General features: G+C 73.3%; 22 protein-coding genes. 16 read left to right on the top strand and 6 right to left on the bottom strand.

Going from position 1 to position 23978, the window contains the following annotated elements; translation table 11 throughout:
• Nucleotides 1-123: 123 nt before the first annotated feature.
• Together IF30_RS0123120 and IF30_RS0123115 are read right to left on the bottom strand one after the other, a co-directional pair.
• A complete protein-coding gene (locus IF30_RS0123120) occupies nt 124-1224 on the bottom strand; it encodes an adenylate/guanylate cyclase domain-containing protein (RefSeq protein WP_078891613.1) in 1101 nt (366 codons plus the stop codon).
• Between the two features lie 197 nt (nt 1225-1421).
• Entirely contained in the window at nt 1422-2315 is an 894-nt protein-coding gene (locus IF30_RS0123115; protein ID WP_051710894.1) for a biotin--[acetyl-CoA-carboxylase] ligase, read from the bottom strand.
• 241 nt (nt 2316-2556) lie between these two features.
• On the opposite strand from IF30_RS0123115, the gene IF30_RS0123110 reads away from it, so the two are divergent.
• The 6 genes from IF30_RS0123110 to IF30_RS0123085 all read left to right on the top strand — a co-directional run bounded on the left by IF30_RS0123110 (nt 2557) and on the right by IF30_RS0123085 (nt 8124).
• The gene (locus tag IF30_RS0123110; protein ID WP_030241639.1) at nt 2557-4146 is read left to right on the top strand and encodes an acyl-CoA carboxylase subunit beta; all 1590 of its coding nucleotides are present in this window, start codon (nt 2557-2559) and stop codon (nt 4144-4146) included.
• A 29-nt stretch (nt 4147-4175) separates the two neighbouring features.
• Nucleotides 4176-4397, top strand: coding sequence for an acyl-CoA carboxylase epsilon subunit (locus IF30_RS0123105; RefSeq protein WP_030241637.1), 222 nt, complete (start codon nt 4176-4178; stop codon nt 4395-4397).
• A gap of 126 nt (nt 4398-4523) precedes the next feature.
• Nucleotides 4524-4664 (top strand): morphogenic membrane protein MmpB, encoded by a 141-nt coding sequence (gene mmpB / locus IF30_RS48740; protein WP_199807911.1) that lies wholly within the window; start codon nt 4524-4526, stop codon nt 4662-4664.
• Nucleotides 4665-4711: 47 nt separating this feature from the next.
• Nucleotides 4712-5314, top strand: a complete 603-nt coding sequence (locus IF30_RS0123095; RefSeq protein WP_030241635.1) for a nucleoside triphosphate pyrophosphatase — start codon at nt 4712-4714, stop codon at nt 5312-5314.
• A 65-nt stretch (nt 5315-5379) separates the two neighbouring features.
• On the top strand, nt 5380-6114 hold the full coding sequence (locus tag IF30_RS0123090; protein WP_030241632.1) for a hypothetical protein: 735 nt from the start codon (nt 5380-5382) through the stop codon (nt 6112-6114).
• 234 nt (nt 6115-6348) lie between these two features.
• Nucleotides 6349-8124, top strand: a complete 1776-nt coding sequence (locus tag IF30_RS0123085) for an acetyl/propionyl/methylcrotonyl-CoA carboxylase subunit alpha (RefSeq protein WP_030241630.1) — start codon at nt 6349-6351, stop codon at nt 8122-8124.
• Nucleotides 8125-8220: 96 nt separating this feature from the next.
• On the opposite strand, the gene IF30_RS0123080 is transcribed toward IF30_RS0123085, so the two are convergent.
• Both IF30_RS0123080 and IF30_RS0123075 read right to left on the bottom strand, forming a co-directional pair.
• Nucleotides 8221-9174 carry a DeoR/GlpR family DNA-binding transcription regulator gene (locus IF30_RS0123080; RefSeq protein WP_030241627.1) on the bottom strand — a complete coding sequence of 318 codons (954 nt, stop codon included), beginning with the start codon at nt 9172-9174 and terminating at the stop codon, nt 8221-8223.
• Between the two features lie 236 nt (nt 9175-9410).
• Nucleotides 9411-10865 carry an NAD(P)H-quinone dehydrogenase gene (locus tag IF30_RS0123075; protein WP_030241626.1) on the bottom strand — a complete coding sequence of 485 codons (1455 nt, stop codon included), beginning with the start codon at nt 10863-10865 and terminating at the stop codon, nt 9411-9413.
• Between the two features lie 107 nt (nt 10866-10972).
• On the opposite strand from IF30_RS0123075, the gene IF30_RS0123070 reads away from it, so the two are divergent.
• The 3 genes from IF30_RS0123070 to IF30_RS0123060 all read left to right on the top strand — a co-directional run bounded on the left by IF30_RS0123070 (nt 10973) and on the right by IF30_RS0123060 (nt 14592).
• Nucleotides 10973-11410 (top strand): gamma-glutamylcyclotransferase, encoded by a 438-nt coding sequence (locus IF30_RS0123070; RefSeq protein ID WP_030241624.1) that lies wholly within the window; start codon nt 10973-10975, stop codon nt 11408-11410.
• 267 nt (nt 11411-11677) lie between these two features.
• Nucleotides 11678-12499: a purine-nucleoside phosphorylase gene (locus IF30_RS0123065; protein ID WP_030241621.1), complete on the top strand. Its 822-nt coding sequence runs from the start codon at nt 11678-11680 to the stop codon at nt 12497-12499.
• A gap of 368 nt (nt 12500-12867) precedes the next feature.
• Complete coding sequence (locus IF30_RS0123060) at nt 12868-14592, top strand: phospho-sugar mutase (RefSeq protein ID WP_030241619.1); 1725 nt, start codon at nt 12868-12870, stop codon at nt 14590-14592.
• A gap of 70 nt (nt 14593-14662) precedes the next feature.
• Here the strand turns inward: IF30_RS0123060 and IF30_RS0123055 are convergent, their stop codons facing one another.
• Nucleotides 14663-15343 carry a PH domain-containing protein gene (locus IF30_RS0123055; RefSeq protein WP_030241616.1) on the bottom strand — a complete coding sequence of 227 codons (681 nt, stop codon included), beginning with the start codon at nt 15341-15343 and terminating at the stop codon, nt 14663-14665.
• A gap of 106 nt (nt 15344-15449) precedes the next feature.
• On the opposite strand from IF30_RS0123055, the gene deoC reads away from it, so the two are divergent.
• The 4 genes from deoC (at nt 15450) to IF30_RS0123035 (ending at nt 19747) form a co-directional block, all read left to right on the top strand.
• On the top strand, nt 15450-16436 hold the full coding sequence (deoC, locus tag IF30_RS0123050; protein WP_030241613.1) for a deoxyribose-phosphate aldolase: 987 nt from the start codon (nt 15450-15452) through the stop codon (nt 16434-16436).
• Nucleotides 16437-16441: 5 nt separating this feature from the next.
• Nucleotides 16442-17923 carry an aldehyde dehydrogenase family protein gene (locus tag IF30_RS0123045; protein ID WP_051710892.1) on the top strand — a complete coding sequence of 494 codons (1482 nt, stop codon included), beginning with the start codon at nt 16442-16444 and terminating at the stop codon, nt 17921-17923.
• Nucleotides 17916-18821, top strand: coding sequence for an aldehyde dehydrogenase family protein (locus tag IF30_RS0123040; protein WP_030241608.1), 906 nt, complete (start codon nt 17916-17918; stop codon nt 18819-18821). The genes IF30_RS0123045 and IF30_RS0123040 overlap by 8 nt, the downstream gene beginning before the upstream one ends.
• Nucleotides 18822-19105: 284 nt before the next feature.
• Nucleotides 19106-19747 carry an ATP-binding protein gene (locus tag IF30_RS0123035; protein ID WP_078891611.1) on the top strand — a complete coding sequence of 214 codons (642 nt, stop codon included), beginning with the start codon at nt 19106-19108 and terminating at the stop codon, nt 19745-19747.
• Between the two features lie 209 nt (nt 19748-19956).
• Here IF30_RS0123035 and IF30_RS0123030 read toward each other — a convergent pair whose 3' ends face one another.
• On the bottom strand, nt 19957-20940 hold the full coding sequence (locus IF30_RS0123030; protein WP_420791153.1) for a SigE family RNA polymerase sigma factor: 984 nt from the start codon (nt 20938-20940) through the stop codon (nt 19957-19959).
• A gap of 268 nt (nt 20941-21208) precedes the next feature.
• Here IF30_RS0123030 and IF30_RS0123025 point away from each other — a divergent pair, with 268 nt between their 5' ends.
• From IF30_RS0123025 to IF30_RS0123015, 3 genes are all read left to right on the top strand, one after another.
• On the top strand, nt 21209-21886 hold the full coding sequence (locus IF30_RS0123025) for a response regulator transcription factor (RefSeq protein ID WP_030241600.1): 678 nt from the start codon (nt 21209-21211) through the stop codon (nt 21884-21886).
• 87 nt (nt 21887-21973) lie between these two features.
• On the top strand, nt 21974-23515 hold the full coding sequence (locus IF30_RS0123020) for a sensor histidine kinase (RefSeq protein ID WP_051710890.1): 1542 nt from the start codon (nt 21974-21976) through the stop codon (nt 23513-23515).
• Nucleotides 23512-23826, top strand: a complete 315-nt coding sequence (locus IF30_RS0123015; protein ID WP_030241593.1) for a hypothetical protein — start codon at nt 23512-23514, stop codon at nt 23824-23826. The genes IF30_RS0123020 and IF30_RS0123015 overlap by 4 nt, the downstream gene beginning before the upstream one ends.
• Nucleotides 23827-23978: the final 152 nt, after the last annotated feature.

The following is a 23978-nucleotide window of genomic DNA, read 5'->3' as shown; positions in this document are numbered from 1 at the left end:
GTTATGCCCCGTTTGCTCGGACAGAGCTGCGCCAGACAGTACGGGTTTCAACCGTTCGGCACCCGGAGGCCGCCACCGGAGCGCGTCCGCTCCCGGCTACCCCGCCCGCAGCGGTCCACTCCGCTACTCCGCCTTCAGCCTCCGGGTGAGCAGCCACGGCTCGACCAGCCCGAGCCCCCGCACCGGCCGGCGCCACATCGGCTGCAGGTGGAACCGGGCCCCGGCCTCCGGCCCCGGCACGGGCAGCCCGGAGGCGGGCATCCCGGCGGCGGCCGACAGCGCCTCGGCCAGGCCCGGCCCCTCCGAGTCGGCCGGGGCGACGCTGCCGTTCTGCTCCAGCGCGGCGGCGAACTCGCCGTCGATCAGCACCGCGTCCTTGGGCGCGATGGACGTGAGCCGGCTGGCCAGGTTGACGGTGGTGCCGAAGACGTCGCCCATCCGCGAGGTGACCGTGCCGAAGGCCATGCCGACCCGCACCGGCGGGATGGTGTCGTCCCCGGCCAGCGCCTCGATCAGGCCGAGCGCGATCTCGGCGGCGGTCGCCGGATCCTCGGAGACGTAGAGGATCTCGTCGCCGAGGGTCTTGATCACCCGGCCGCCCTGGCCGACGATCAGGTCGGAGCAGGTGTTCTCGAAGGTCTCGACCAGCTCGCCGAGCTCCTCCTCCTCCAGTCGCCGGGACAGCCGGGTGAAGCCGACCAGGTCCGCGAAGCCGACGGCGAGCCGCCCGCTGGTGATCTCGTTGTCCTCGGCGGCCTGCACCACCCGGCCGGTGACGGCGGCCAGCTGGCGCCGCCAGACGTACACCAGGAACTGCTCCAGCTCCGGCAGCAGCAGCTCGACCAGCGGGTACGCGACGTCGGCGCGGGTCAGCCCCGGCTCGACGGACTGGGTGAGGTTCTCCAGGAAGGTGTCCATCTGCCAGCCGGCCAGCCGGGCCGTGGTCTGACCGGTGGAGCGGGCCACCTGGATCGCCATCGACTCGCTGAGCAGCCCGGACTCGACCAGGCCGGCCAGCCGTCGCAGCGCGATCACGTCACCGTCGGTGAGGGCCCGGGACTGGCCGATGTCGGGGAAGCCCATGGCCCGCCAGAAGCGGGTGGCCAGCTCCATCGGGACGTCGGCGGCACGCGCGGCCTGGTACGGCGTGTAGCGGCGGGGCGCGTCCAGGATCAGGCGTTCCAGTTCGAGCGCGACCGTGGGGTCGTTGGTGCCCGGCGTCATGCCGCTGCTGCCGTCTTCTGCCACCGGTCCGTCCCCGTGCGGTCGCCGCACTCGCCTCGTGTCCTACCTGTCCGGGCACGCCGTCCGCCACCCGTGCGGGCAGTGGCGCGCCTCACACCGCTGCCAGGTGGAATGTTCGCACGGAATCGCCGGATCCGGGGCATCAGCCCGGGTCAAGGAGAGGTGAAGAGTGCCGTTCAGCGGGGTTCGGGGCGCACGTGGACGACGTCGCCCGCGCCGACCGCCCGGCGTGCGCCGTCGGGTGTACGGACCACCAGCCGCCCGTCGCCGTCCACCGCCACCGCCTCGCCGGTCAGCTCGCGGTCGCCGGGCAGGTGGACCCTCACCTGGCGGCCGAGGGTGGTGCAGCGGTCCACGTAGGCGCGCAGCAGGTCGCTCGCGTGCGGGTCGCCGGCGGCGGCCGTCCACTCGCGGTACAGCTCGGCGAGCTCGCGCAGCAGGGCCCGCAGCAGGGTGCCCCGGTCGGTGGTGGCGGCGCCGGCCAGTGCGAGCGAGGCCGCGGTGGGGACGGGCAGCTCCGCGGCGCGCAGCGACACGTTGAGGCCGAGGCCGACGACCACCGCGCCGCCCGCCAGTTCGGTGAGGATGCCGCCGACCTTGCGCTCCGCGCCGTCGATCTCCACCTGCAGGTCGTTGGGCCACTTCAGGCCGACCTCGACCTCGGCGACCCGGCCGAGGGTGGCGGCCGCGGCCACCCCGACCAGGATCGGCAGCCAGCCGTAGCGCTCGACCGGGACCTCCTCGGGGCGCAGCAGGAGGGACAGGAACAGCCCCGAGCGGGCCGGGGCGGTCCACTGCCGGTCCAGTCGGCCGCGCGCGGCGCTCTGCGCCTCGGCGACCAGCACCGCGCCCTGCCCGGCACCCGCCCTGGCGCGGGCGGCGAGGTCGCTGTTGGTGGAGCCGGTCTCGGTGACGACGTCCAGGGAGGTCCAGAGCCCGCCCGGCAGGAGCAGGTCGTGGCGCAGGGCCTCCTCGTCCAGCGGCGGACGGTCCAGGTCGGTCCAGGGCGACGGTCCGCCGTGGCCGAAGCCGCGCAGTCCGCTGCGGCGGGGGGTGTCGGGTGCACTCATGGGGAAACCCTAGAGGGGGGCCGCGACACCGGGGCGCAGGCCGCCCCATCGTCCCGCAGAACCCGCGTCAGCAAAACTGTGTCGATGGCCATAACGCCAGGACATGACGGATCGCCCTGCGCGCTGGCTACGCTACCCAACGGTAGTTCGTAGCGCCGCCCTGCCCTCATGCGCGGGCCCCCACCATCCGGCCCGCGTGCACTCGAACAGGTCGCGGCCCAGGATCAGGGAGAGCCACCGGATGACCGAGGCGCCGTACGACCCCCACACCACCGCGGGCAAGCTCGCCGACCTGCGGCGCAGGCTGGACGAGGCGGTGCACTCCGGCTCCGCCAAGGCGGTCGAGAAGCAGCACGCCAAGGGCAAGCTGACCGCCCGCGAGCGCGTCGTGGAACTGCTGGACGAGGACTCCTTCGTGGAGTTCGACGAGTTCGCCCGGCACCGCTCGACCAACTTCGGCCAGGAACGGAACCGCCCGTACGGCGACGGCGTGGTGACCGGCTACGGCACCGTCGACGGCCGTCAGGTGGCCGTGTTCGCCCAGGACTTCACCGTCTTCGGCGGCTCCCTCGGCGAGGTCTTCGGCGAGAAGATCGTCAAGGTGATGGACTTCGCGCTGAAGACCGGCTGCCCCGTCATCGGCATCAACGACTCCGGCGGCGCCCGGATCCAGGAGGGCGTCGTCTCGCTCGGCCTGTACGGCGAGATCTTCCGCCGCAACGTGCACGCGTCGGGCGTCATCCCGCAGATCTCGCTGATCATGGGCCCCTGCGCGGGCGGCGCGGTGTACTCCCCCGCGATCACCGACTTCGTGGTGATGGCCGACCAGACCTCGCACATGTTCATCACCGGCCCGGACGTCATCAAGACCGTCACCGGCGAGGACGTCGGCATGGAGGAACTGGGCGGCGCGCGCACCCACAACACCAAGTCCGGCAACGCGCACTACCTGGCCGCGGACGAGAAGGAGGCGGTCGAGTACGTCAAGAGCCTGCTCTCGTACCTGCCGTCCAACAACCTGAGCGACCCGCCGTCCTACCCGGAGCAGGCCGACCTCGCGGTCACCGACGAGGACCTCGAACTCGACACGATCGTGCCGGACTCGGCGAACCAGCCGTACGACATGCACAAGGTGATCGAGCACATCGTCGACGACGGCGAGTTCCTGGAGACGCAGCCGCTGTACGCGGGCAACATCATCACCGGCTTCGGCCGGGTCGAGGGCCAGTCGGTCGGCATCGTCGGCAACCAGCCGATGGACCTGGCGGGCTGCCTCGACATCAACGCCAGCGAGAAGGCCGCCCGCTTCATCCGGACCTGCGACTCCTTCAACATCCCGGTGCTGACCTTCGTGGACGTGCCCGGCTTCCTGCCCGGCACCGAGCAGGAGTGGGACGGCATCATCCGCCGCGGCGCCAAGCTGATCTACGCCTACGCCGAGGCCACCGTCCCGCTGATCACCGTGATCACCCGCAAGGCCTTCGGCGGCGCGTACGACGTCATGGGCTCCAAGCACCTGGGCGCGGACCTCAACCTGGCCTGGCCGACGGCGCAGATCGCCGTGATGGGCGCGCAGGGCGCGGTCAACATCCTGCACCGCCGGGAGATCGCCGAGGCCGAGGCGGCCGGCCACGCCGACGCGAAGCGCGCCGAACTGGTCGCCTCGTACGAGGACACCCTGCTGAACCCGTACCTGGCGGCCGAGCGGGGCTACGTCGACGCGGTCATCGCGCCGAGCGAGACCCGCCGGCACATCGTCCGGGGCCTGCGGGCGCTGCGCGGCAAGCGCGAGGTGCTCCCGCCGAAGAAGCACGGCAACATCCCCCTGTAGGCCCCCATCCCTGTCGGGAGAGAACAGCCATGTCCCCGATCCACGTGCTGCACGGGCAGCCGACCCCCGAGGAGTTGGCCACCGTCCTGGCGGTGGTCCAAGCCCGGGCCGCCGCCGCGCAGGCCGCCGCCGAGGCGGCGCGCCGGGCCGGCGCCGGCCCGGCCTCCCCCTGGAACGACCGCTCCCGCCTGCTCCGCCCCGCCGTCCACCCGGGCGTCAACGCCTGGCGGACGTCGGGCTGGGCGCGCTGACGCAGCCGGCGCGGGAAGTCGGCCCGTCCGACTTCCCGCGCCGTTGCCGTGGCCGCGCCCGGACCGCCCGAAACCTGAGTACGGATACTCAGGCGGCCGGGCCCCCGCGCGGCGCACCCTGGACGAGTGCTCTGGTCAGACCCCCGCGACGAGCCCTCGCCCGAGGCCCGTCGGATGCAGGAGCGGATGCAGCGGGCCGGAAGGGTGCTCGCCACCCTGGTGCTGGTGGGCGCCGTCCTGATCATGGTCTCCCTGTCGTTCACCTGACCCGTTCACCCGAACGGCGGACAACGGCACCCCCTACCCTGGTGGCCATGACCGACCAGCGCACCCTCGTCCTCGCCTCCGCCTCCCCCGCCCGCCTCGGCCTGCTGCGCCAGGCCGGGCTCGACCCCCGCGTCGTGGTCAGCGGCGTCGACGAGGACGCGATCACCGCCGCCACCCCCGCCGAACTCGCCCTCGTCCTGGCCGAGGCCAAGGCGAAGGCCGTCGCCGCCGGACTCGCCGGCGGCGAGCTGGTCATCGGCTGCGACTCCGTCCTGGAACTGGACGGGCAGGCCCTCGGCAAGCCCGCCGACGCCGCCGAGGCACTGGCCCGCTGGCAGTCGATGCGCGGCCGCGCCGGCGTGCTGCGCACCGGCCACTGCGTGATCGACACGGCGACCGGCCGGCAGGCCTCGGCCACCGCCTCCACCACCGTCCGCTTCGGCACCCCGGACGACGACGAGATCGCCGCCTACGTGGCCTCCGGCGAACCGCTGCACGTGGCCGGGGCGTTCACCCTGGACGGCCGCTCGGCGCCGTTCGTCGACGGCATCGACGGGGATCCGGGCAACGTCATCGGCCTCTCCCTGCCGCTGCTGCGCCGCCTGCTCGCCGAACTCGACCTGCGGATCACCGACCTGTGGGCCAAGTGACCTGCCGCGTCCACCCGTTGGGCCTCTAAGCTGGCCGCCGTCCGAACCGGGGAGGGAACGCGGCAATGACCGACAGCGTGCTCAACGTGGTGCTGGGCCTGGTGGCCAGCGCCATCAGCGCCGGACTCGGCTGGCTCGCCCAGGCCGTGCGGCGGCGCCGCAAGGCCGAGCGGGTCCGGGAGTTCTTCGGGCTGCCGGCCGGCGGGGAGTGCCTGGTCGTGGTGCCCCGCAGCATCGGCGCGGGCTCGGACGCCGGCACCGTCACCCGCCGGGACGCCTACGCGCTGATGTCGCTGGCCGGGCTGGTCGAGAACTGCGGGGCCAGGGCCGAGATCGTCGCGCACGACTCGGCGAACCGGGGCCTCGGTGCCAAGACCGAGTTCTGCATCGGCGGCCCGGTCAGCAACGAGCGGACGGCCGCCCACCTCGCCTGGGGCCTGCCGGGCGCACTGATCGCCTCCGGCGCCGAGCCGGGCAGCAACGTCATCACGGTGGGCGAGCGCGACTTCACGGCCGACCACGACCAGGTGCACACCCTGCTGGCCAGGATCGCCACCCCGGACGGCGGCCGTCCCGTCTTCCTCGTCTCCGGCCAGACCGGCACCGCCAACCAGGCGGGCGTGCGCCACCTGGTCGCGCACCACCGCGAACTCGCCCGCGAGTACGGCCGCAACGGCACCTTCGCGGTGGTCCTGCGGGTGGTCAAGCCCAAGGCCTACGGGCCGGACATGGTCGAGGTGGCGGCCGACGTCACGGCGGGGGCGGTGCGGCGGCCCACCGCCCGCTCAGGCGCCGCTTGAGCCGTCCGCGCGAGAGTGTGGCCCATGCCACCGTCCCGCCACGCCGCCCTCGGTCACCCGCCGTGGCCCCCGCCGTCCCGGCCCCGCCCGCCACGACCTGCGCAGTCTTCGACGGGGCCGGACGGGGGCCCGGAATTCCATCACCGAGCGTGTGGGATAGTTCACAACCCGGGGCTACTCGCCGGTACTGCCCGGGAATCCATAAACTCATCGAGGTTCAAGAAGGGAGCCACAGTGCGCAAGGTGCTCATCGCCAACCGCGGGGAAATCGCAGTCCGCGTCGCCCGGGCCTGCTCGGACGCCGGTATCGCCAGCGTCGCCGTCTACGCCGAGCCGGACCGGGATGCGCTGCACGTCCGCGCGGCCGACGAGGCTTACGCGCTGGGCGGTGACACCCCCGCTACCAGCTACCTGGACATCGCCAAGGTCCTCAAGGCGGCCGCCGACTCCGGTGCCGACGCCGTCCACCCCGGCTACGGGTTCCTGTCGGAGAACGCCGACTTCGCCCAGGCCGTCCTCGACGCGGGTCTGATCTGGATCGGCCCGCCGCCGCAGGCCATCCGCGACCTCGGCGACAAGGTGACCGCCCGGCACGTGGCGCAGCGCGCCGGTGCCCCGCTGGTCGCCGGCACGCCGGACCCGGTCTCGGGCGCCGACGAGGTCGTCGCCTTCGCCCGGGAGCACGGCCTGCCGGTCGCCATCAAGGCGGCCTTCGGCGGCGGCGGCCGCGGCCTCAAGGTCGCCCGCAACCTGGAGGAGATCCCGGAGCTGTACGACTCCGCGGTGCGCGAGGCGGTCGCCGCCTTCGGTCGCGGGGAGTGCTTCGTGGAGCGGTACCTCGACAACCCGCGGCACGTGGAGACCCAGTGCCTGGCCGACAAGCACGGCAACGTGGTGGTCGTCTCCACCCGTGACTGCTCGCTGCAGCGCCGGCACCAGAAGCTGGTCGAGGAGGCGCCCGCGCCGTTCCTGACCCCCGAGCAGAACGCCGAGCTGTACCGGGCGTCCAAGGCCATCCTGAAGGAGGCCGGCTACGAGGGCGCCGGGACCTGCGAGTTCCTGGTGGCGATGGACGGCACGATCTCCTTCCTGGAGGTCAACACCCGCCTGCAGGTCGAGCACCCGGTCACCGAGGAGGTCACCGGCCTCGACCTGGTCCGCGAGATGTTCCGGATCGCCGACGGCGAGGAGCTCGGCTACGGCGACCCCGAGGTGCGCGGCCACTCCTTCGAGTTCCGCATCAACGGCGAGGACCCGGGCCGGGGCTTCCTGCCCGCGCCCGGCACCGTGACGCTGTTCGCCCCGCCGTCCGGCCCGGGCGTGCGCCTGGACTCCGGCGTGGAGAGCGGCTCGGTCATCGGCCCCGCCTGGGACTCGCTGCTGGCCAAGCTGGTCGTCACCGGCCGCGACCGCAAGCAGGCCCTGGAGCGGGCCCGCCGCGCGCTCTCCGAGTTCAAGGTGGAGGGCATGGCCACCGCCATCCCGTTCCACCAGGCGGTCGTCACCGACCCGGCGTTCGCGCCCGAGGTGCACGGCAGCGACGAGCCGTTCACCGTGTTCACCCGGTGGATCGAGACCGAGTTCAACAACACCATCCCGCCGTTCGCGGGCGCGGCCGGCGACGGCGAGGAGGCCGAGGGCCGGGAGACCGTCGTGGTCGAGGTCGGCGGCAAGCGGATCGAGGTGTCGCTGCCGTCCTCGCTGGGCGTCGCGGCGGCCCCGGCGGCCGGCGCGGCGGGTGCCGCCAAGGCCAAGCGCCGGGTGGGCGCCAAGAAGGCCGGCTCCGCCGTCAGCGGTGACACCCTGGCCTCGCCGATGCAGGGCACCATCGTCAAGGTCGCCGTGGAGGAGGGCCAGGTCGTCGCCGAGGGCGAGCTGATCGTGGTCCTGGAGGCGATGAAGATGGAGCAGCCGCTGAACGCCCACAAGGCGGGCACCGTCGTCGGCCTCAAGGCCGCGGTGGGCGGCAGCGTCAGCAGCGGCGCCGCGCTCTGCGAGATCAAGGACTGACCCGCCCCGTCGGGCCCCGACCGGTCCGTACGCCCTTCGGGGTGTGCGGACCGGTCGCTTTCGTACCGGCCGGGTGCGGGCCGTGGCGGCGGCTGCTCAGCGCCCCCGCTGCAGGCCCAGCTCGGCCAGCCGGACGGGCATCCCGGGGCCGCCCGGGCCGCCGTGCGCCCCGGGGCGGCGCTGGCCGGGCAGCGGGGCGCCGCCGGGGGGCGGTGCGGTGCGGCGGCCCATCGGGCCGGGCTGGGTCTGGTGCACCGGGCCGCTGCCGGTGCCGTGCACCGGGGCGTCGCCGCTGGGGGCCGCGCCGAGCGGCGCCAGGTCGATCTGCACCCCGCAGTCGGCGAGCGCGTCCAGCTCCCGGGCGGTGGCGTCGTCCGCGGTGGCCTGCTCGTCGGTGACCAGCCGGGTGATGGTCTCGGTGGCGACGGTCGGGAACATGCTGTCCGTGCCGAGCTTGGTGTGGTCGGCGAGGACGATGACCTCGGCGGCCGACTGCACCAGTGCCCGGTCCACGCTCGCGGACAGCATGTTCGCGGTCGACAGGCCGCGTTCGGCGGTCAGTCCGCTGCCGGAGATGAAGGCCTTGGTGACCCGCAACCCCTGCAGCGACTGCTCGGCGCCGCTGCCCACCAGCGCGTAGTTGGACCCGCGCAGGGTGCCGCCGGTCATCACCACCTCGACCCGGTTGGCGTGCGCCAGCGCCTGGGCGACCAGCAGCGAGTTGGTGACGACGGTCAGGCCGGGCACCCGGGCCAGCCGGCGGGCCAGCTCCTGGGTGGTGGTCCCGGCGCCGACCACGACCGCGTCGCCCTCCTCCACGAGGGCGGCGGCGAGGTCCGCGATGGCGCTCTTCTCCGCCGCGGCCAAGTGGGTCTTCTGCGGGTAACCGGGTTCGCGGCTGAAGCCGCCGGGGAGCACCGCGCCGCCGTGCCGGCGGTCGAGGAGCCCTTCTGCCTCCAGGGCGCGCACGTCACGACGCACGGTCACTTCGGAGGTCTGGACGACGCGGGCCAACTCCCGGAGCGAGACCGCTCCGTTGGCGCGCACCATTTCGAGGATCAACTGGCGACGTTCTGCTGCAAACACAGAACCGACCGTAACCTGCGTGACCGTCTGCTTTCAGGCGTTTCCAGCTAGTAGCGGGAATTGCTCACGCACGAGCGGCGCGTGACCGTACAATACGCGCCGTCAATAGCCCGGAACTGCGCCCGCCGTCCGGGTGAGGGCCCGTGCGCGCGAGGGGCGGCCGCCGACCGGCAGCCGCCCCTCAACTGCGCGCCGGGCGCTCAGGATTCGCCGTCGGCCCGCTTGCGGATGTGCAGCTGCCGGGCCGCCTCGGCGGTCGAACCCGAGACGGACGGGTAGACGGTGAAGGCGCTGGCCACCTGTTCGACCGTCAGATTGGCGTCCACCGCGAGCGAGATGGGGTGGATCAGTTCGCTGGCGCGCGGGGCGACGACCACGCCGCCGACCACGATGCCGGTGCCCGGGCGGCAGAACAGCTTCACGAAGCCGTCCCGGATGCCCTGCATCTTCGCCCGCGGGTTGCCGCGCAGCGGGAGCTTGACCACGACGGCGTCCATCTTGCCGCACTCCACGTCGGCCGCGGTGTAGCCGACGGTGGCGATCTCCGGGTCGGTGAAGACGTTGGAGGCCACGGTCTTGAGGTTCAGCGGCTGCACCGCGTCGCCGAGGGCGTGGTACATCGCGATCCGGCCCTGCATGGCCGCCACCGAGGCGAGCATGAAGACGCCGGTGCAGTCGCCCGCCGCGTAGACGCCCGGGGCGGTGGTGCGGGAGACCCGGTCGACCTGGATCTGGCCCCAGTCGTTGAGCTTGACCCCGGCCTCCTCCAGGCCCATCTCGGCGGTGTTGGGGATCGAGCCGACCGCCATCAGGCAGTGCGAGCCCTCGATCACCTTGCCGTCCGCCAGGGTCACCTCGACCCGGTCGCCGATCCGCTTGACGCTCTCGGCGCGCGAGCGGCCCATCACGTTCATGCCGCGGCGGCGGAAGACGTCCTCCAGCACCTCGGCCGCGTCCGGGTCCTCGCCCGGCAGCACCCGGTCGCGCGAGGAGACCAGGGTGACCTTGGAGCCGATCGCCTGGTACGCGCCGGCGAACTCGGCGCCGGTCACGCCGGAGCCGACCACGATCAGCTCGCGGGGCAGCTCCTCCAGGTCGTACACCTGGGTCCAGGTCAGGATCCGCTCGCCGTCCGGCTGGGCGTCCGGCAGTTCGCGCGGGTGGGCGCCGGTGGCGATCAGCACCGCGTCGGCGCGCAGCGACTGGACGGTGCCGTCGGGGGCGTCCACCAGGACCTCGCGGGAGCCGTCCGCGGCCTGCCCGCCGCTGCCGAGCCGGCCGCGGCCGCGCAGCACGGTGACGCCGGCCCGGGTGACGGACTGGGTGATGTCGTGGGACTGCGCGATCGCGAGCCGCTTCACCCGTCGGTTGACCTTGCCCAGGTCCACGCCGATGACGCGGGCGGCCTGCTCGTTCGGCGGGGTGTCGTCCGCGACCAGGATGCCCAGTTCCTCGTAGGAGCTGTCGAAGGTCGTCATCACCTCCGCGGTCGCGATCAGGGTCTTCGACGGAACGCAGTCCGTGAGCACCGCCGATCCGCCAAGACCGTCGCGGTCGACGACGGTCACCTCCGCGCCGAGCTGTGCGGCGACCAGGGCCGCCTCGTAGCCGCCGGGTCCGCCACCGATGATCACGATCCGAGTCACGCTCCCCATTGTCCCGCACGCCGGGAGCGCCGCCACGCCGGGGTCCGCGCTCGTGTGCGAAATCCGGGGGCGGGCTCCGAACTCCCGCCACCCGCCGCCCGGCTACGCTGGCCCCCATGCCCCTTTACGCCGCGTATGCCACCAACCTCGATGCCCGGCAGATGACCCGCCGCGCCCCGCACTCCCCGCTGCGCGGTACGGGGTGGCTGGACGGCTGGCGGCTCACCTTCGGTGGCGAGCAGCTCGGCTGGGAGGGCTCGCTGGCCACCGTCGTCGAGGACGAGAAGGACCAGGTCTTCGTCTCGCTGTACGACGTCTCGCCGATGGACGAGGACGGCCTGGACCGCTGGGAGGGCGTCCAGCTCGGCATCTACCGCAAGATCAAGCTGCGCGCGCAGACCCTGGACGGCTCCATCTCGGTCTGGACGTACGTGCTGAACGACTACGAGGGCGGCCTGCCCGCGGCCCGCTACCTCGGCCTGATCGCCGACGCGGCCGAGAGCGCCGGCGCCCCGCACGACTACGTCATGGACCTGCGCCGCCGTCCCTGCTGACACCCGACCGACCGACCGCCCGGCTGCCCGCCCGGCTGCCCGCCCGGCCGGCCGCCGGACCGGACGCCCGACCGGCGGCGGGCCCGCACGCGGTGCGGGTACCCGGGACGGGCGGGAGGCGCGAGGCTCCGAATGTGTGGAAAACGACGAGCCGGGTCACCCGAAAAGCGCCACCGAGCTGTGCTTTCGGGTCAACCGGGTAACGATTCCGGCATGCCGCGCCCGATTTTCTACGCGCGTAGCCGATTCCCGTCTATCCTCGGACCCGTGAACGCTTCTCCTCAGTCGGTCGTCTCCGCCGACCCCTACGCCGCCGCCCAGGCCGCCGCCGAGCGCCTGCGCGAGCTGACCGGTGCCGAGCGGCACGACGTCGCCCTGGTGATGGGCTCCGGCTGGGTGCCGGCCGCCGACGCCCTGGGCGAGACCGTGGCCGAGTTCCCGGTCACCGACCTGCCCGGCTTCCCCGCCCCCGCCGTCGCCGGCCACGCCGGCACGATCCGCTCGGTGAAGATCGGCGACAAGCGCGCCCTGATCTTCCTCGGCCGCAACCACTACTACGAGGGCCACGGCGTGGCGACCGTCGTCCACGGCGTGCGCACCGCCGCCGCGGCCGGCTGCGGCATCATCGTGCTGACCAACGGCTGCGGCGGCCTGCGCCAGGGCTGGACCCCGGGCCAGCCGGTCCTGATCAGCGACCACATCAACCTGACCGCGGACTCCCCGATCGTCGGCGCCAACTTCGTCGACCTCACCGACCTCTACTCCAAGCGCCTGCGCGCGCTCTGCCGCGAGGTGGATCCGTCCCTGGACGAGGCCGTCTACGTGCAGTTCCGCGGCCCGCACTACGAGACCCCGGCCGAGGTCAACATGGCCCGGGTGATCGGCGGCGAGCTGGTCGGCATGTCCACCACCCTGGAGGCCATCGCCGCCCGCGAGGCCGGCGCCGAGGTGCTGGGCATCTCCCTGGTCACCAACCTGGCCGCCGGCATCACCGGCGAGCCGCTCAACCACGCCGAGGTGCTGGAGGCCGGCAAGGCCTCCGCCGAGCGCATGGGCGAGCTGCTGGCGAAGGTCCTCGAACGGATCTGACGCCCACACGCATGAGCGACGGGGCCCGCGGGAAACAGTGATCCGCTGATCACACCCGCCCGCGGGCCCCGTCCGCGTGCCGCCCACCGCCTCGGGACGGAGCCGGCAGCCTTGACCGCACCGCGCCCGGAGCCCCGGCCGCCCTCCCTCCCGAGCGGACGCGTCCGCTCCACGGCCGGCCGCCCACGAGGATCGCCGGCCGGGGCGGCGGTCCCGGCCCGCGGCCGCCCACCGGCTCCGCGGACCCGACCCCCCGCCGGCCCGGCGGCACGCCTCGGCAACGCCACGACGCCGCCGAGGCGACACAGTGAGAACCACCCGTCCAGACGCCCTGACCCGTACCCGGGGCAACCACGCAAGGAGTTGGGATGACGCAGGCACCCACCACCGACCTCCTCACCCGGGCCAGGGCCTGGCTGGCCGAGGACCCCGACCCGCAGACCCGCGAGGAGCTCACCGCCCTGCTGGCCCGGGCCGAGGGCCCGGACGCCGAATCGGACAGCAAGACCGCCTGGGCGGAGCTCGCCGAGCGCTTCTCCGACCGCCTCCAGTTCGGCACCGCCGGCCTGCGCGGCGAACTCGGCGCCGGCCCGATGCGGATGAACCGCGCCGTGGTGATCCGGGCCGCCGCCGGCCTGGTCGCGTACGTCCGGAAGCAGGGCCTGGGCGACCTGGTCGTCATCGGCTACGACGCCCGGCACAAGTCGTACGACTTCGCCCGCGACACCGCCGCCGTGGTGGTCGGCGCCGGCCTGCGCGCCGCCCTGCTGCCCCGCCCGCTGCCCACGCCGGTGCTCGCGTTCGCCGTCCGCCACCTGGGCGCGGCCGCCGGCGTCACCGTCACCGCCAGCCACAACCCGCCGCAGGACAACGGCTACAAGGTCTATCTGGGCGACGGCTCGCAGATCGTCCCGCCGGCCGACGCCGGGATCGCCGCCGAGATCGACGCGATCGCCTCGCTGGCGGAGGTCCCGCGCGCCGAGGACGGCTGGGAGGTGCTCGGCGAGGACGTCGTCGACGCCTACCTGGCCCGGGCCGTCTCCATCGTCGACGAGCACACCCCGCGCGAGCTCGACGTCGTCTACACCCCGATGCACGGCGTCGGCCGCGACACCCTCGTCGCCGCCTTCCGCCGGGCCGGCTTCCCCGCGCCGACCGTGGTCGCCGAACAGGCCGAGCCGGACCCGGACTTCCCGACCGTGGCCTTCCCCAACCCGGAGGAGCCGGGGGCGATGGACCTCGCCTTCCGCACCGCCGCCGCGGTCGGCCCCGACATCGTGATCGCCAACGACCCGGACGCCGACCGCTGCGCGGTGGCCGTCCCCACCAACGGCAACGCGGTCGGCAGCGGCAACGGCAGCTCGGGCTGGCGGATGCTGCGCGGCGACGAGGTCGGCGCCCTGCTCGGCTCCGCCCTGGTCGCGAAGAAGGCCGAGGGCACCTTCGCCACCACCATCGTCTCCGCGACGCTGCTGGGCCGGATCGCCGAGGCGGCGGGCCTGGGCTACGCCGAGACGCTGACCGGCTTCAAGTGGATCTCCCGCGCCGACGGCCTGCGCTACGGCTACGAGGAGGCGCTCGGCTACTGCGTCGACCCGCAGGGCGTCCGGGACAAGGACGGCATCACCGCCGCCCTGCTGGTCGCCGAGCTCGCCGCCACCCTCAAGCGGTCCGGCCGCACCCTGTCCGACCTGCTGGACGACCTGGCGCTGGAGCACGGCCTGCACGCCACCGACCAGCTCTCCGTCCGGGTCCAGGACCTCTCGCTGATCGGCGACGCCATGCGCCGCCTGCGCGAGCAGCCGCCGACCGTCCTGGCCGGCCTGGCCGTCACCCGCGCCGACGACCTCGCGGCCGGCTCCGACGACCTGCCGCCCACCGACGGCCTGCGGTACTACCTGGCGGGCGAGGGCGTCCGCTCGGCCCGCATCGTGGTCCGCCCCTCCGGCACCGAGCCCAAGCTCAAGTGCTACCTGGAGGTCGTTCTCCCGGTCGCCTCCGCAGCCGACCTGGCCGCCACCCGCGACCGGGCCGCCGCCCTCCTCGCCACCGTCAAGCAGGACCTCGCCGCGGCGGCCGGCATCACCGTCTGACCCCCGCCCAGCAACGCGCGAGGGCCCGCCGGCGGCGAACCGGCGGGCCCTCGCGCGTCGTCGGGCGGCGTCAGACCGCGATGACCGTGATCAGCGCGATCAGGCCCACCAGGGTGGGGGCGATCACCCACCAGCACCAGCGCACCACGACCGGGCCGGCCGCGTCGGGGCGGGCGGCGTTGCGCTCGGCCATCCCCTGCAGCACGTCGGTGACCTGGTCGGACCAGGCGCGGGTCGGGTCGGACGAGCCCTGGACGACCGGGTTGGTACGGGCGGCGAGGCCCGGCCCCAGGCCCGTCCGGGAGGCGTGCTCGGCGCTGCCGCGGCCCTGCGCGCGGGCGGCGCGCTTGCGCTGGCGCAGCGAGACGGGCACCGCCCACACCTGGTACTTGCGGCCGCCGGCGAACAGTTCGACCGAGTAGCCGGCGCGCAGCCCCTCCACCGAGGCCCACGGCGCGACGATGGTCCGCCACGGATTGCGCACCACCAGCCGGCCGCGGCCGGCCCGTACCTCCGGGCGCAGCGTGTAGGCGATCACCGGGAAGGCGAACACCGGCACCGCGGCGAGCGAGACGTAGGGGGTCTTCCCGGTCCCGGTCACCGCCGCGTCGCCGATCAGCCAGGCGGCGACGGCCAGCAGGAGCACTCCGGAGATCACGCCGGGAACGGAGCGGTACACGCGGTCCGCGTACTCGGGTTCCCCGTCGGGGGCGGCGGGGCCCCGGTCGGGCCTGCCGTCGGAATCGGTCATGGCCTCGATTCTGCCCCATGGCTTTCCCCCCGAGGTCTCGGTCCGGCCACGAAAGGCCGCCACCCTGGCGCACTACTACGCGCGTAGATATGCTGGTCTGGTGACTATGTCCACTGTTGCAGCCAATGCCCCCGGCGTTGCGGGCAGCGGCCTTCAGGACGTTGCGGCGTCCGAGGCCTCGCTCCGCCGCTTCCTGCACGGCCTGCCCGGCGTCGACCAGGTCGGCCTTGAGGCGCGTGCCGCCACCCTCGGTACCCGCTCGATCAAGACCACGGCGAAGGCCTATGCCATCGACCTGGCGATCTCGATGATCGACCTGACCACGCTGGAGGGCGCGGACACGGTCGGCAAGGTGCGCGCACTGTGCGCCAAGGGCAGGACCCCCGACCCGACCGACCCGACCACCCCCCGCGTCGCCGCCATCTGTGTCTACCCGGACATGGTCGCCACCGCGAAGGCCGCCCTGCGGGGCACCGACATCCAGGTCGCCTCGGTGGCCACCGCCTTCCCGGCCGGCCGTGCCGCCCTCCCGGTCAAGCTCGCCGACACCGCCGACGCGGTCGCCGCGGGCGCCGATGAGATCGACATGGTGATCGACCGCGGCGCCTTCCTCTCCGGCCGCTACCTCGACGTCTTCAACGAGATCGTGGCCGTCAAGGAGGCGTGCAAGCGTCCCGATGGCAGCTCCGCCCACCTCAAGGTGATCTTCGAGACCGGCGAGCTGCAGACCTACGACAACGTCCGCCGGGTCTCCTGGCTGGCGATGCTGGCCGGCGCCGACTTCATCAAGACCTCCACCGGCAAGGTCGCCGTCAACGCGACGCCGCCGGTCACCCTGCTGATGCTGGAGGCGGTCCGCGACTTCCGCGCGGCCACCGGCGTCCAGGTCGGCGTGAAGCCCGCCGGTGGCATCAAGACCACCAAGGACGCCATGAAGTACCTGGTCATGGTCAACGAGACCCTCGGCGACGACTGGCTGACCCCGCACTGGTTCCGCTTCGGCGCCTCCAGCCTGCTCAACGACCTGCTGATGCAGCGCCAGAAGCTCGCCACCGGCCGCTACTCCGGCCCCGACTACGTGACGGTGGACTGATCACCATGGCCAAGAAGAAGAACATCGAGGAGCCGACGGGCAAGCCCGCCGGAGGCCTCTTCACCTACGCCCCGGCCCCCGAGTCCCCCGCCGCCGCGGGCGACATCGCCTCCTCCTACGGCCACTTCATCGGCGGCGAGTTCGTCGACTCCTCCGGCAGCGAGGCCCTGAAGACGGTCAACCCGGCCACCGAGCAGGTGCTCGCCGAGTTCGCCCAGGGCACCGACGAGGACGTGGACCGCGCGGTCGCCGCCGCCCGCAAGGCGTTCGGCGACTGGTCGGCGCTGCCCGGCAGCGAGCGCGCCAAGTACATGTTCCGGATCGCCCGGATCATCCAGGAGCGCGGCCGCGAGCTGGCCGTGCTGGAGTCGATCGACAACGGCAAGCCGATCCGCGAGACCCGCGACTTCGACATCCCGACCGTCGCCGCGTGGTTCTTCTACTACGCGGGCTGGGCGGACAAGCTGGACTACGCGGGCTTCGGCGCCAACCCGCGCCCGCTCGGCGTGGCCGGCCAGGTCATCCCGTGGAACTTCCCGCTGATGATGCTGGCCTGGAAGATCGCGCCCGCGCTGGCGACCGGCAACACGGTCGTGCTGAAGCCGGCCGAGACCACGCCGCTGACGGCGCTGCGCTTCGCCGAGATCTGCCGCCAGGCCGGTCTGCCGAAGGGCGTCGTCAACATCGTCACCGGCGACGGCCGCACCGGCGCCGCGCTGACCGCGCACCCGGACGTCAACAAAGTCGCCTTCACCGGCTCCACCCCGGTCGGCCGGGCGATCGCCAAGCAGCTGGCCGGCAGCCGCAAGCGGCTGTCGCTGGAGCTCGGCGGCAAGGCCGCCAACATCGTCTTCGACGACGCGCCGATCGACCAGGCCGTCGAGGGCATCGTCAACGGCATCTTCTTCAACCAGGGCCACGTCTGCTGCGCGGGCTCGCGCCTGCTGGTCCAGGAGTCGGTCCAGGACGAGCTGCTGGACGCCCTGAAGCGCCGGATGGCCACCCTGCGGGTCGGCGACCCGCTGGACAAGAACACCGACATCGGCGCCATCAACTCGGCCGCGCAGCTGGCCCGGATCACCGAGCTGACCGACGCCGGCGAGGCCGAGGGCGCGGACCGCTGGTCGCCGGAGTGCGAACTCCCCGGCAGCGGCTTCTGGTTCCGGCCGACCCTGTTCACCGGCGTCAGCCAGGCCCACCGGATCGCCCAGGAGGAGATCTTCGGCCCGGTGCTTTCGGTGCTGACCTTCCGCACCCCCGCCGAGGCGATCGAGAAGGCCAACAACACCCCGTACGGCCTCTCCGCCGGCATCTGGACGGAAAAGGGCTCGCGCATCCTCTGGGCGGCCGACAAGCTCAAGGCCGGCGTGGTCTGGGCCAACACCTTCAACAAGTTCGACCCGACCTCGCCGTTCGGCGGCTACAAGGAGTCGGGCTACGGCCGCGAAGGTGGCCGCCACGGTCTGGAGGCCTACCTCGATGTCTGACACGACCTTCGCGCGTCTTGACGTCCTCAAGACCTACAAGCTGTACGTCGGCGGGAAGTTCCCGCGCTCCGAGAGCGGGCGGGTGTACGAGGTGACCGACTCGAACGGCCAGTGGCTCGCCAACGCCCCGCTGGGCACCCGCAAGGACACCCGGGACGCCGTGCTGGCGGCCCGCGCGGCGGTCAAGGGCTGGGCCGGCACCACCGCGTACAACCGCGGCCAGGTGCTGTACCGGGTCGCCGAGATGCTGCAGGGCCGGCGCGAGCAGTTCGCCGCCGAGGTGGCCGCCTCCGAGGGCATCGGCCCGAAGAAGGCCGCCGCGCTGGTGGACGCCGCGATCGACCGCTGGGTCTGGTACGCGGGCTGGACGGACAAGGTCGCCCAGATCGCGGGCGGTGCCAACCCCGTCGCCGGTCCGTACTTCAACCTGTCGGCCCCGGAGCCGACCGGCGTGGTCGGGATCGTCGCCCCGCAGGCCGGCTACGGGCACTCGCTGCTCGGCCTGGTCTCGGTGATCGCCCCGGCGATCGCCACCGGCAACACGGTCGTGGTCGCGGCCGCCGCGGACGCCCCGCTGCCCGCGCTGTCGCTGGGCGAGGTGCTCGCCACCTCGGACGTCCCGGGCGGCGTGGTCAACATCGTCTCGGGCCGGACCGCGGACATCGCCCCCACCCTGGCCTCGCACCAGGACGTCAACGCGCTGGACCTCACCGGGGCGATCGCCGCCGACGGTCCCGGCGCGGCGCAGGCGCTGGAAGCGGCCGCCGCGGATACCCTGAAGAGGGTGGTCCGTCCGGTGCTGGACCCGTTCGCCCAGGACTGGACCAATGCGCCCGGTACGGACCGGCTACTCTCGTTCCTGGAGACGAAGACGGTCTGGCACCCGATGGGTATCTGACCCTTCGACGCTCCACCCGCTCCACCGCTCCGCCCGACAGACCGGACGGTGGAGTGACAACCCCACAGACTGGCCGTCCCCAGTGCCCTACCCCCCCCAGGGCCCGGACGGTCATTGGACGGACCCGCGCCTCTCCCCCCCTGGCGCGGGTCCGTCGCGTTCCGTCGACTTCCGTCGGATTCCGTCACCCGGTGCGACAGATCGCGGTCGCAGCCCGGATCGCCGCAGAAGGTCCGTCCCGACCGGTTTCGGCAACGGGCCCTGATGCGTCAGACTGGTGTCCCGTGAGTGACTCCCCCATGAACCCCGCACCGACCTCGCACGCCCGGGTGATCCTGCTCTCCGGGCCCTCCGGGTCGGGGAAGTCCTCGCTCGCCGAGCGCAGCGGCCTGCCGGTGCTCCAGCTCGACGACTTCTACAAGGACGGGGACGACCCCACCCTGCCGAGGCTGCCGGACGGCGCCGTCGACTGGGACTCCCCGCTCGCCTGGCACCGCGACCAGGCCCTCGCCGCCATCCGCGCCCTGCACGAGCACGGCCGCACGGACGTCCCGGTGTACTCCATCCCGGACAACGGCCGGATCGACACCCGCACCCTGGACCTCGGCGGCGCCGAGGCGTTCATCGCGGAGGGCATCTTCGCGGCCGAGATCACCGGCGCGTGCACCGAGGAGGGCCTGCTCGGCGACGCCCTGTGCCTGCGCAACGGCGCGCTCACCACGGCCTGGCGCCGGCTGCGCCGGGACGTCCGGGAGGGCCGCAAGTCGCTGCCGGTGCTGCTGCGCCGGGGCCTGCGGCTGATGCGGGCGGAGCGGTCCATCGTCGGGCGGCAGGTCGCGCTCGGCTCGTACGCGTGCGCCGGCCCGGAGGCCGAGCGGCGGATCCGTGCCGCGGCCCGGCCGACCGTGCTCTCCGCCGCGGCCTGAGGCCGTAGGGCGGCAGGGCGCGCCGAACGGCCCGCAAGGGCGGCCGGAAGGGCAGAACGACGAGCCCGGTGCGTCTCCCCCGCACCGGGCCGTCGCCTTCCCGAACGGTCCTCGGCTCCCCCACGGGCGCGCTCCCCCGAGCCGCCGCCCCCGGACCGTGACCGTCCGCTTCCCGTCCCCCGACGGGAGTCCTTCCCCTGCGTGCCGCGTTACGCGACCAGCTCGCCGAACGCCCGGACGGTGTCGCCCGACTTGTTCAGGTGCTCGTCGTCGCGCAGGCGGCGCAGGGCACGCCAGATGCTGCTCTTGACCGTGCCGACGCTGATCCCCAGCACGTCGGCGATCTCCGGGTCGGTCTTGCCCTCGTAGTACCGCAGCACCAGCATGGTCCGCTGGTTCTCCGGCAGCTTCGCCAGCGCCTGCCAGAGCACGGTGCGCAGCTCGGTGCCGCCCATCGCGTCGGTGTCGCCGGCCGTCTCCGGCAGCTCCTCGGTCGGGTACTCGTTGACCTTGCGGCGCCGCCAGGCGGAGATGTGCAGGTTGGTCATGGTGCGGCGGAGGTAGCCCCCGACCGCCGCCTTGTCGGTGATCCGGCCCCAGGCGCGGTAGGTGCTGAAGAGCGCGCTCTGCAGCAGGTCCTCGGCCTCGTAGCGGTCACCGGTGAGGTGGTACGCCGTGGCGTACAGGGAGGCGCGGCGCTCGCGCACGTACGCGGTGAACTCCGTGATGTGGTCCTCCGCGGCGGCCGAGTGCTCCCCCTGCGCGCCTCCCTGTCCGGCCTCGGCGGTGCGGGCCGCTGCGGGGTTCAGCCGCAGCAGCGTCGCACCGGCGGCCTCGCGACCGGCCGGCTCCCCCGAGCCGACCGTCCGCAGGCCGTTCCCCCCGGTCCCCCGGTTCCCCTCCGGGGCGTCCTTGCCCTCGACGCGGACGGGGAGGATCCCCCGCAGCGTGAGGGTGTCGGCGGAGTCGACCGCACTCCCCAGCCGGCCGATTCCGTACAGCTCCCCCGTCCTGGCACCGCCGCTCACCCGGCGGGCGACAGGGTTTCCACCGGTGCTGTGCGCGCACCCCCGTACGGTCACGGCACCGGAGTTCTCGTCGGTCCTGATCTCGTACCGGGTCCGGTGGGCCGTGGCTGACGAACGCGCGGTCCGGACAGCCGGGTTGGTCCGGGTCTGAAGCGTGGCGTTCATCGTGCGCCCCCTGGGTCGGTACGAGCGGTTCCGGTAGCCGCCCTCCGGCAGGCCTTCCGGCCCGCCGTCCTGCGGCGACACGGAAAATCCTGCCCGCCGGTTGTGATGGCACTGTCCGCCGACTGTCACAGGGGTGTCACAGGGGTGGGCCTTTCGTCCCGGTCCGCCTCCCTCCGTACCGGACGCCGGTGGCGGTCCTTCCGGTTCCCGAACGGCCGTGAGTGGGCCGGGGGGTGATTCGACGCTGCGGGTGGGCCAAAATGGGGCCGTGCCTTTCCTCCTACTGATCGAGGACGACGACGCCATCCGGACCGGCCTCGAACTCGCCCTCACCCGCCAGGGCCACCGTGTGGCCACCGCCGCCTCCGGCGAAGACGGTCTGAGGCTCTTCAAGGAGCAGCGGCCCGATCTGATCGTGCTGGACGTCATGCTGCCCGGGATCGACGGCTTCGAGGTGTGCCGCCGGATCCGCCGCACCGACCAGCTGCCGATCATCCTGCTGACCGCCCGCTCCGACGACATCGACGTGGTGGTGGGTCTGGAGTCCGGCGCGGACGACTACGTGGTCAAGCCGGTGCAGCCACGCGTGCTGGACGCCCGGATCCGGGCGGTGCTGCGGCGCGGCGAGCGGGAGAGCTCCGACTCCTCCGCGTACGGCAGCGTGGTGATCGACCGGGCGGCGATGACCGTCACCAAGGACGGGCAGGACCTCCAGCTCACCCCGACCGAGCTGCGACTGCTGTTGGAACTCAGCCGCCGCCCCGGGCAGGCGCTCTCCCGCCAGCAGCTGCTGCGGCTGGTCTGGGAGCACGACTACCTCGGTGACTCCCGGCTGGTGGACGCCTGCGTGCAGCGGCTGCGGGCCAAGGTCGAGGACGTGCCGTCCGCGCCGACGCTGATCCGCACCGTGCGCGGGGTGGGCTACCGGCTGGACCCGCCGATCTGACCCGGCCCCTCCCACCGTTCCCACCGTCCTCCGCTTCTCTTCCCTTTCCCTTGCCGGCGCTGAACTCCCGTATCACGACAGGCTCTTGTGACTGACCATCAGACGACTGCCCGGCGCTTCCCGGCGGGCCGGTGGCGACGGCTGCGCTCCCTGCGGGTGCGGCTGATCGCGGTGTTCGCGGCGGTCGCGCTGCTCGCCGCCGTCTCGGCCTCCGGCATCGCGTACTGGCTGAACCGCGACGCCGTGCTCAAGCGTGCCCAGGACACCGCGCTGAACGACTTCCGGGTCTCACTCAGCCGCAACGTCTCCGAGCTGCCGTTGAACGCGAGTTGCCCGGAGCTTGCCGCGCTGGCGTCCAACGTGGCCAGCTCGGGCCTGAGTTACGACGTGGTGGTGGTCGACCCGGCACACCCGGAGTGCGCGCCTTCCTCCGACCCCTCGCGCTTCACGCTGGCCGACGTGCCGACCGCGCTGCAGTCCACCGTCGCCAAGCCGCGCGAGATCACCGAGAACAACCCGTACCCGTACCACCTGTACTGGCAGCGGCAGAACCTGGACGGCCGGCCGTTCGTGATCGGCGGCACCAAGGTGGTGCCGAACGGCCCGACGGCGTACATGTTCAAGTCGCTGGAGAACGAGCGGGCCGACCTCAACACGCTGGCCATGTCGCTGGCCATCGCGACCCTGCTCGCGCTGATCGGCTCGGCCCTGCTCGCCCAGGCCGCCTCGGCCACCGTGCTGCGGCCGGTCAGGCGGCTCGGCGACGCCGCCCGGCGGCTCGGGCAGGGGCACCTGGACACCCGGCTCGAAGTCGACGGCTCCGACGAACTCGCCGATCTGGCGAGGACGTTCAACCGGGCCGCGGAGTCGCTGCACGAGCAGGTCGAGGAGCTCAGCGCACGCGAGGCACAGAGCCGGCGGTTCGTCGCCGACATGTCGCACGAACTGCGCACCCCGCTGACCGCGATGACCGCCGTCACCGACATCCTGGAGGACGAGGCCGAGTCGCTGGACCCGATGATCGAGCCGGCCGTCCGGCTCGTGGTCAGCGAGACCCGGCGGCTGTCCGACCTGGTGGAGAACCTGATGGAGGTGACCCGCTTCGACGCGGGCACCGCCAAACTCGTCGCCGACGAGGTGGACATCGCCGACCTGATCATGTCCTGCATCGACGGGCGGGCCTGGTACGACGCCGTCGAGCTGGACGCCCCGCGCGGCGTCCTGGCCGTGGTCGACCCGCGCCGGCTCGACGTGGTCTTCGCCAACCTGATCGGCAACGCGCTCAAGCACGGCGGCTCGCCGGTGCGGGTCAAGGTCCGGCAGACCGAGGACTCGGTCGTGGTCGAGGTCTCCGACAGCGGCCCGGGCATCCCCGAGGACGTGCTGCCGCACGTCTTCGACCGCTTCTACAAGGCGGACCGGGGCCGCGCCCGCTCGGAGGGCAGCGGTCTGGGCCTGTCGATCGCGATGGCCAACGCCCGGATACACGGGGGGACGATCACCGCGGCGAACGGTGAGGTCGGCGCGGTGTTCACCCTGACACTGCCACTGGCCCCGCCGGCGCCGTCCGCGGGCGAGACCGCCGGCGGCCCCGCCCGCGACGCCGCCGAGAACAAGGACGCCACGTGACCGCCCCCGCCCCCCTGCGCCGCGTCGGCGGCGTCCTGCTCCTGCTCGCACTGGCCTCCGGCTGCGGCATCCGGCCGACCGCCGTACCGGTCGACGCCGGCGCCCCGGCCAGCCGGACGGCCTGCCCGACCACCCCGCACATACCGACCGCGCCGGCCACCGCGCCCGGCCCCGCGCCGTCGCCCACCCCGGCCCGCGGCGCCGCCAAGGCGTCCACGAGCCCCAGCCCGTCACCCGCGCCCGTGGCGCCGGGCAGCCCGCCGCCGGACAACGTGTTCAGCGCGGTGCCGACGGCCGCACCCTGCAAGTAGCCGTACGGGCGGCCCGGAGGGCTGCGGCGACGGCAACCCGGGGAGGCGGGAAGAACCGGCCGGAGGAGCTGCCGGAGGAACCGGCGGGGGAACCGCCGGACGAACCGGCGGGGGCGCGTCCGGGAATGTTCACGCCCAGCGTGGAACCGCCG

The sequence above is a fragment of the Streptomyces sp. NRRL S-350 genome (genome assembly GCF_000719705.1).
Classification (GTDB): domain Bacteria; phylum Actinomycetota; class Actinomycetes; order Streptomycetales; family Streptomycetaceae; genus Kitasatospora.
The sequence above is the reverse complement of the archived record's forward strand: the minus strand, read 5'-3'. Positions and strand labels throughout refer to the sequence as shown.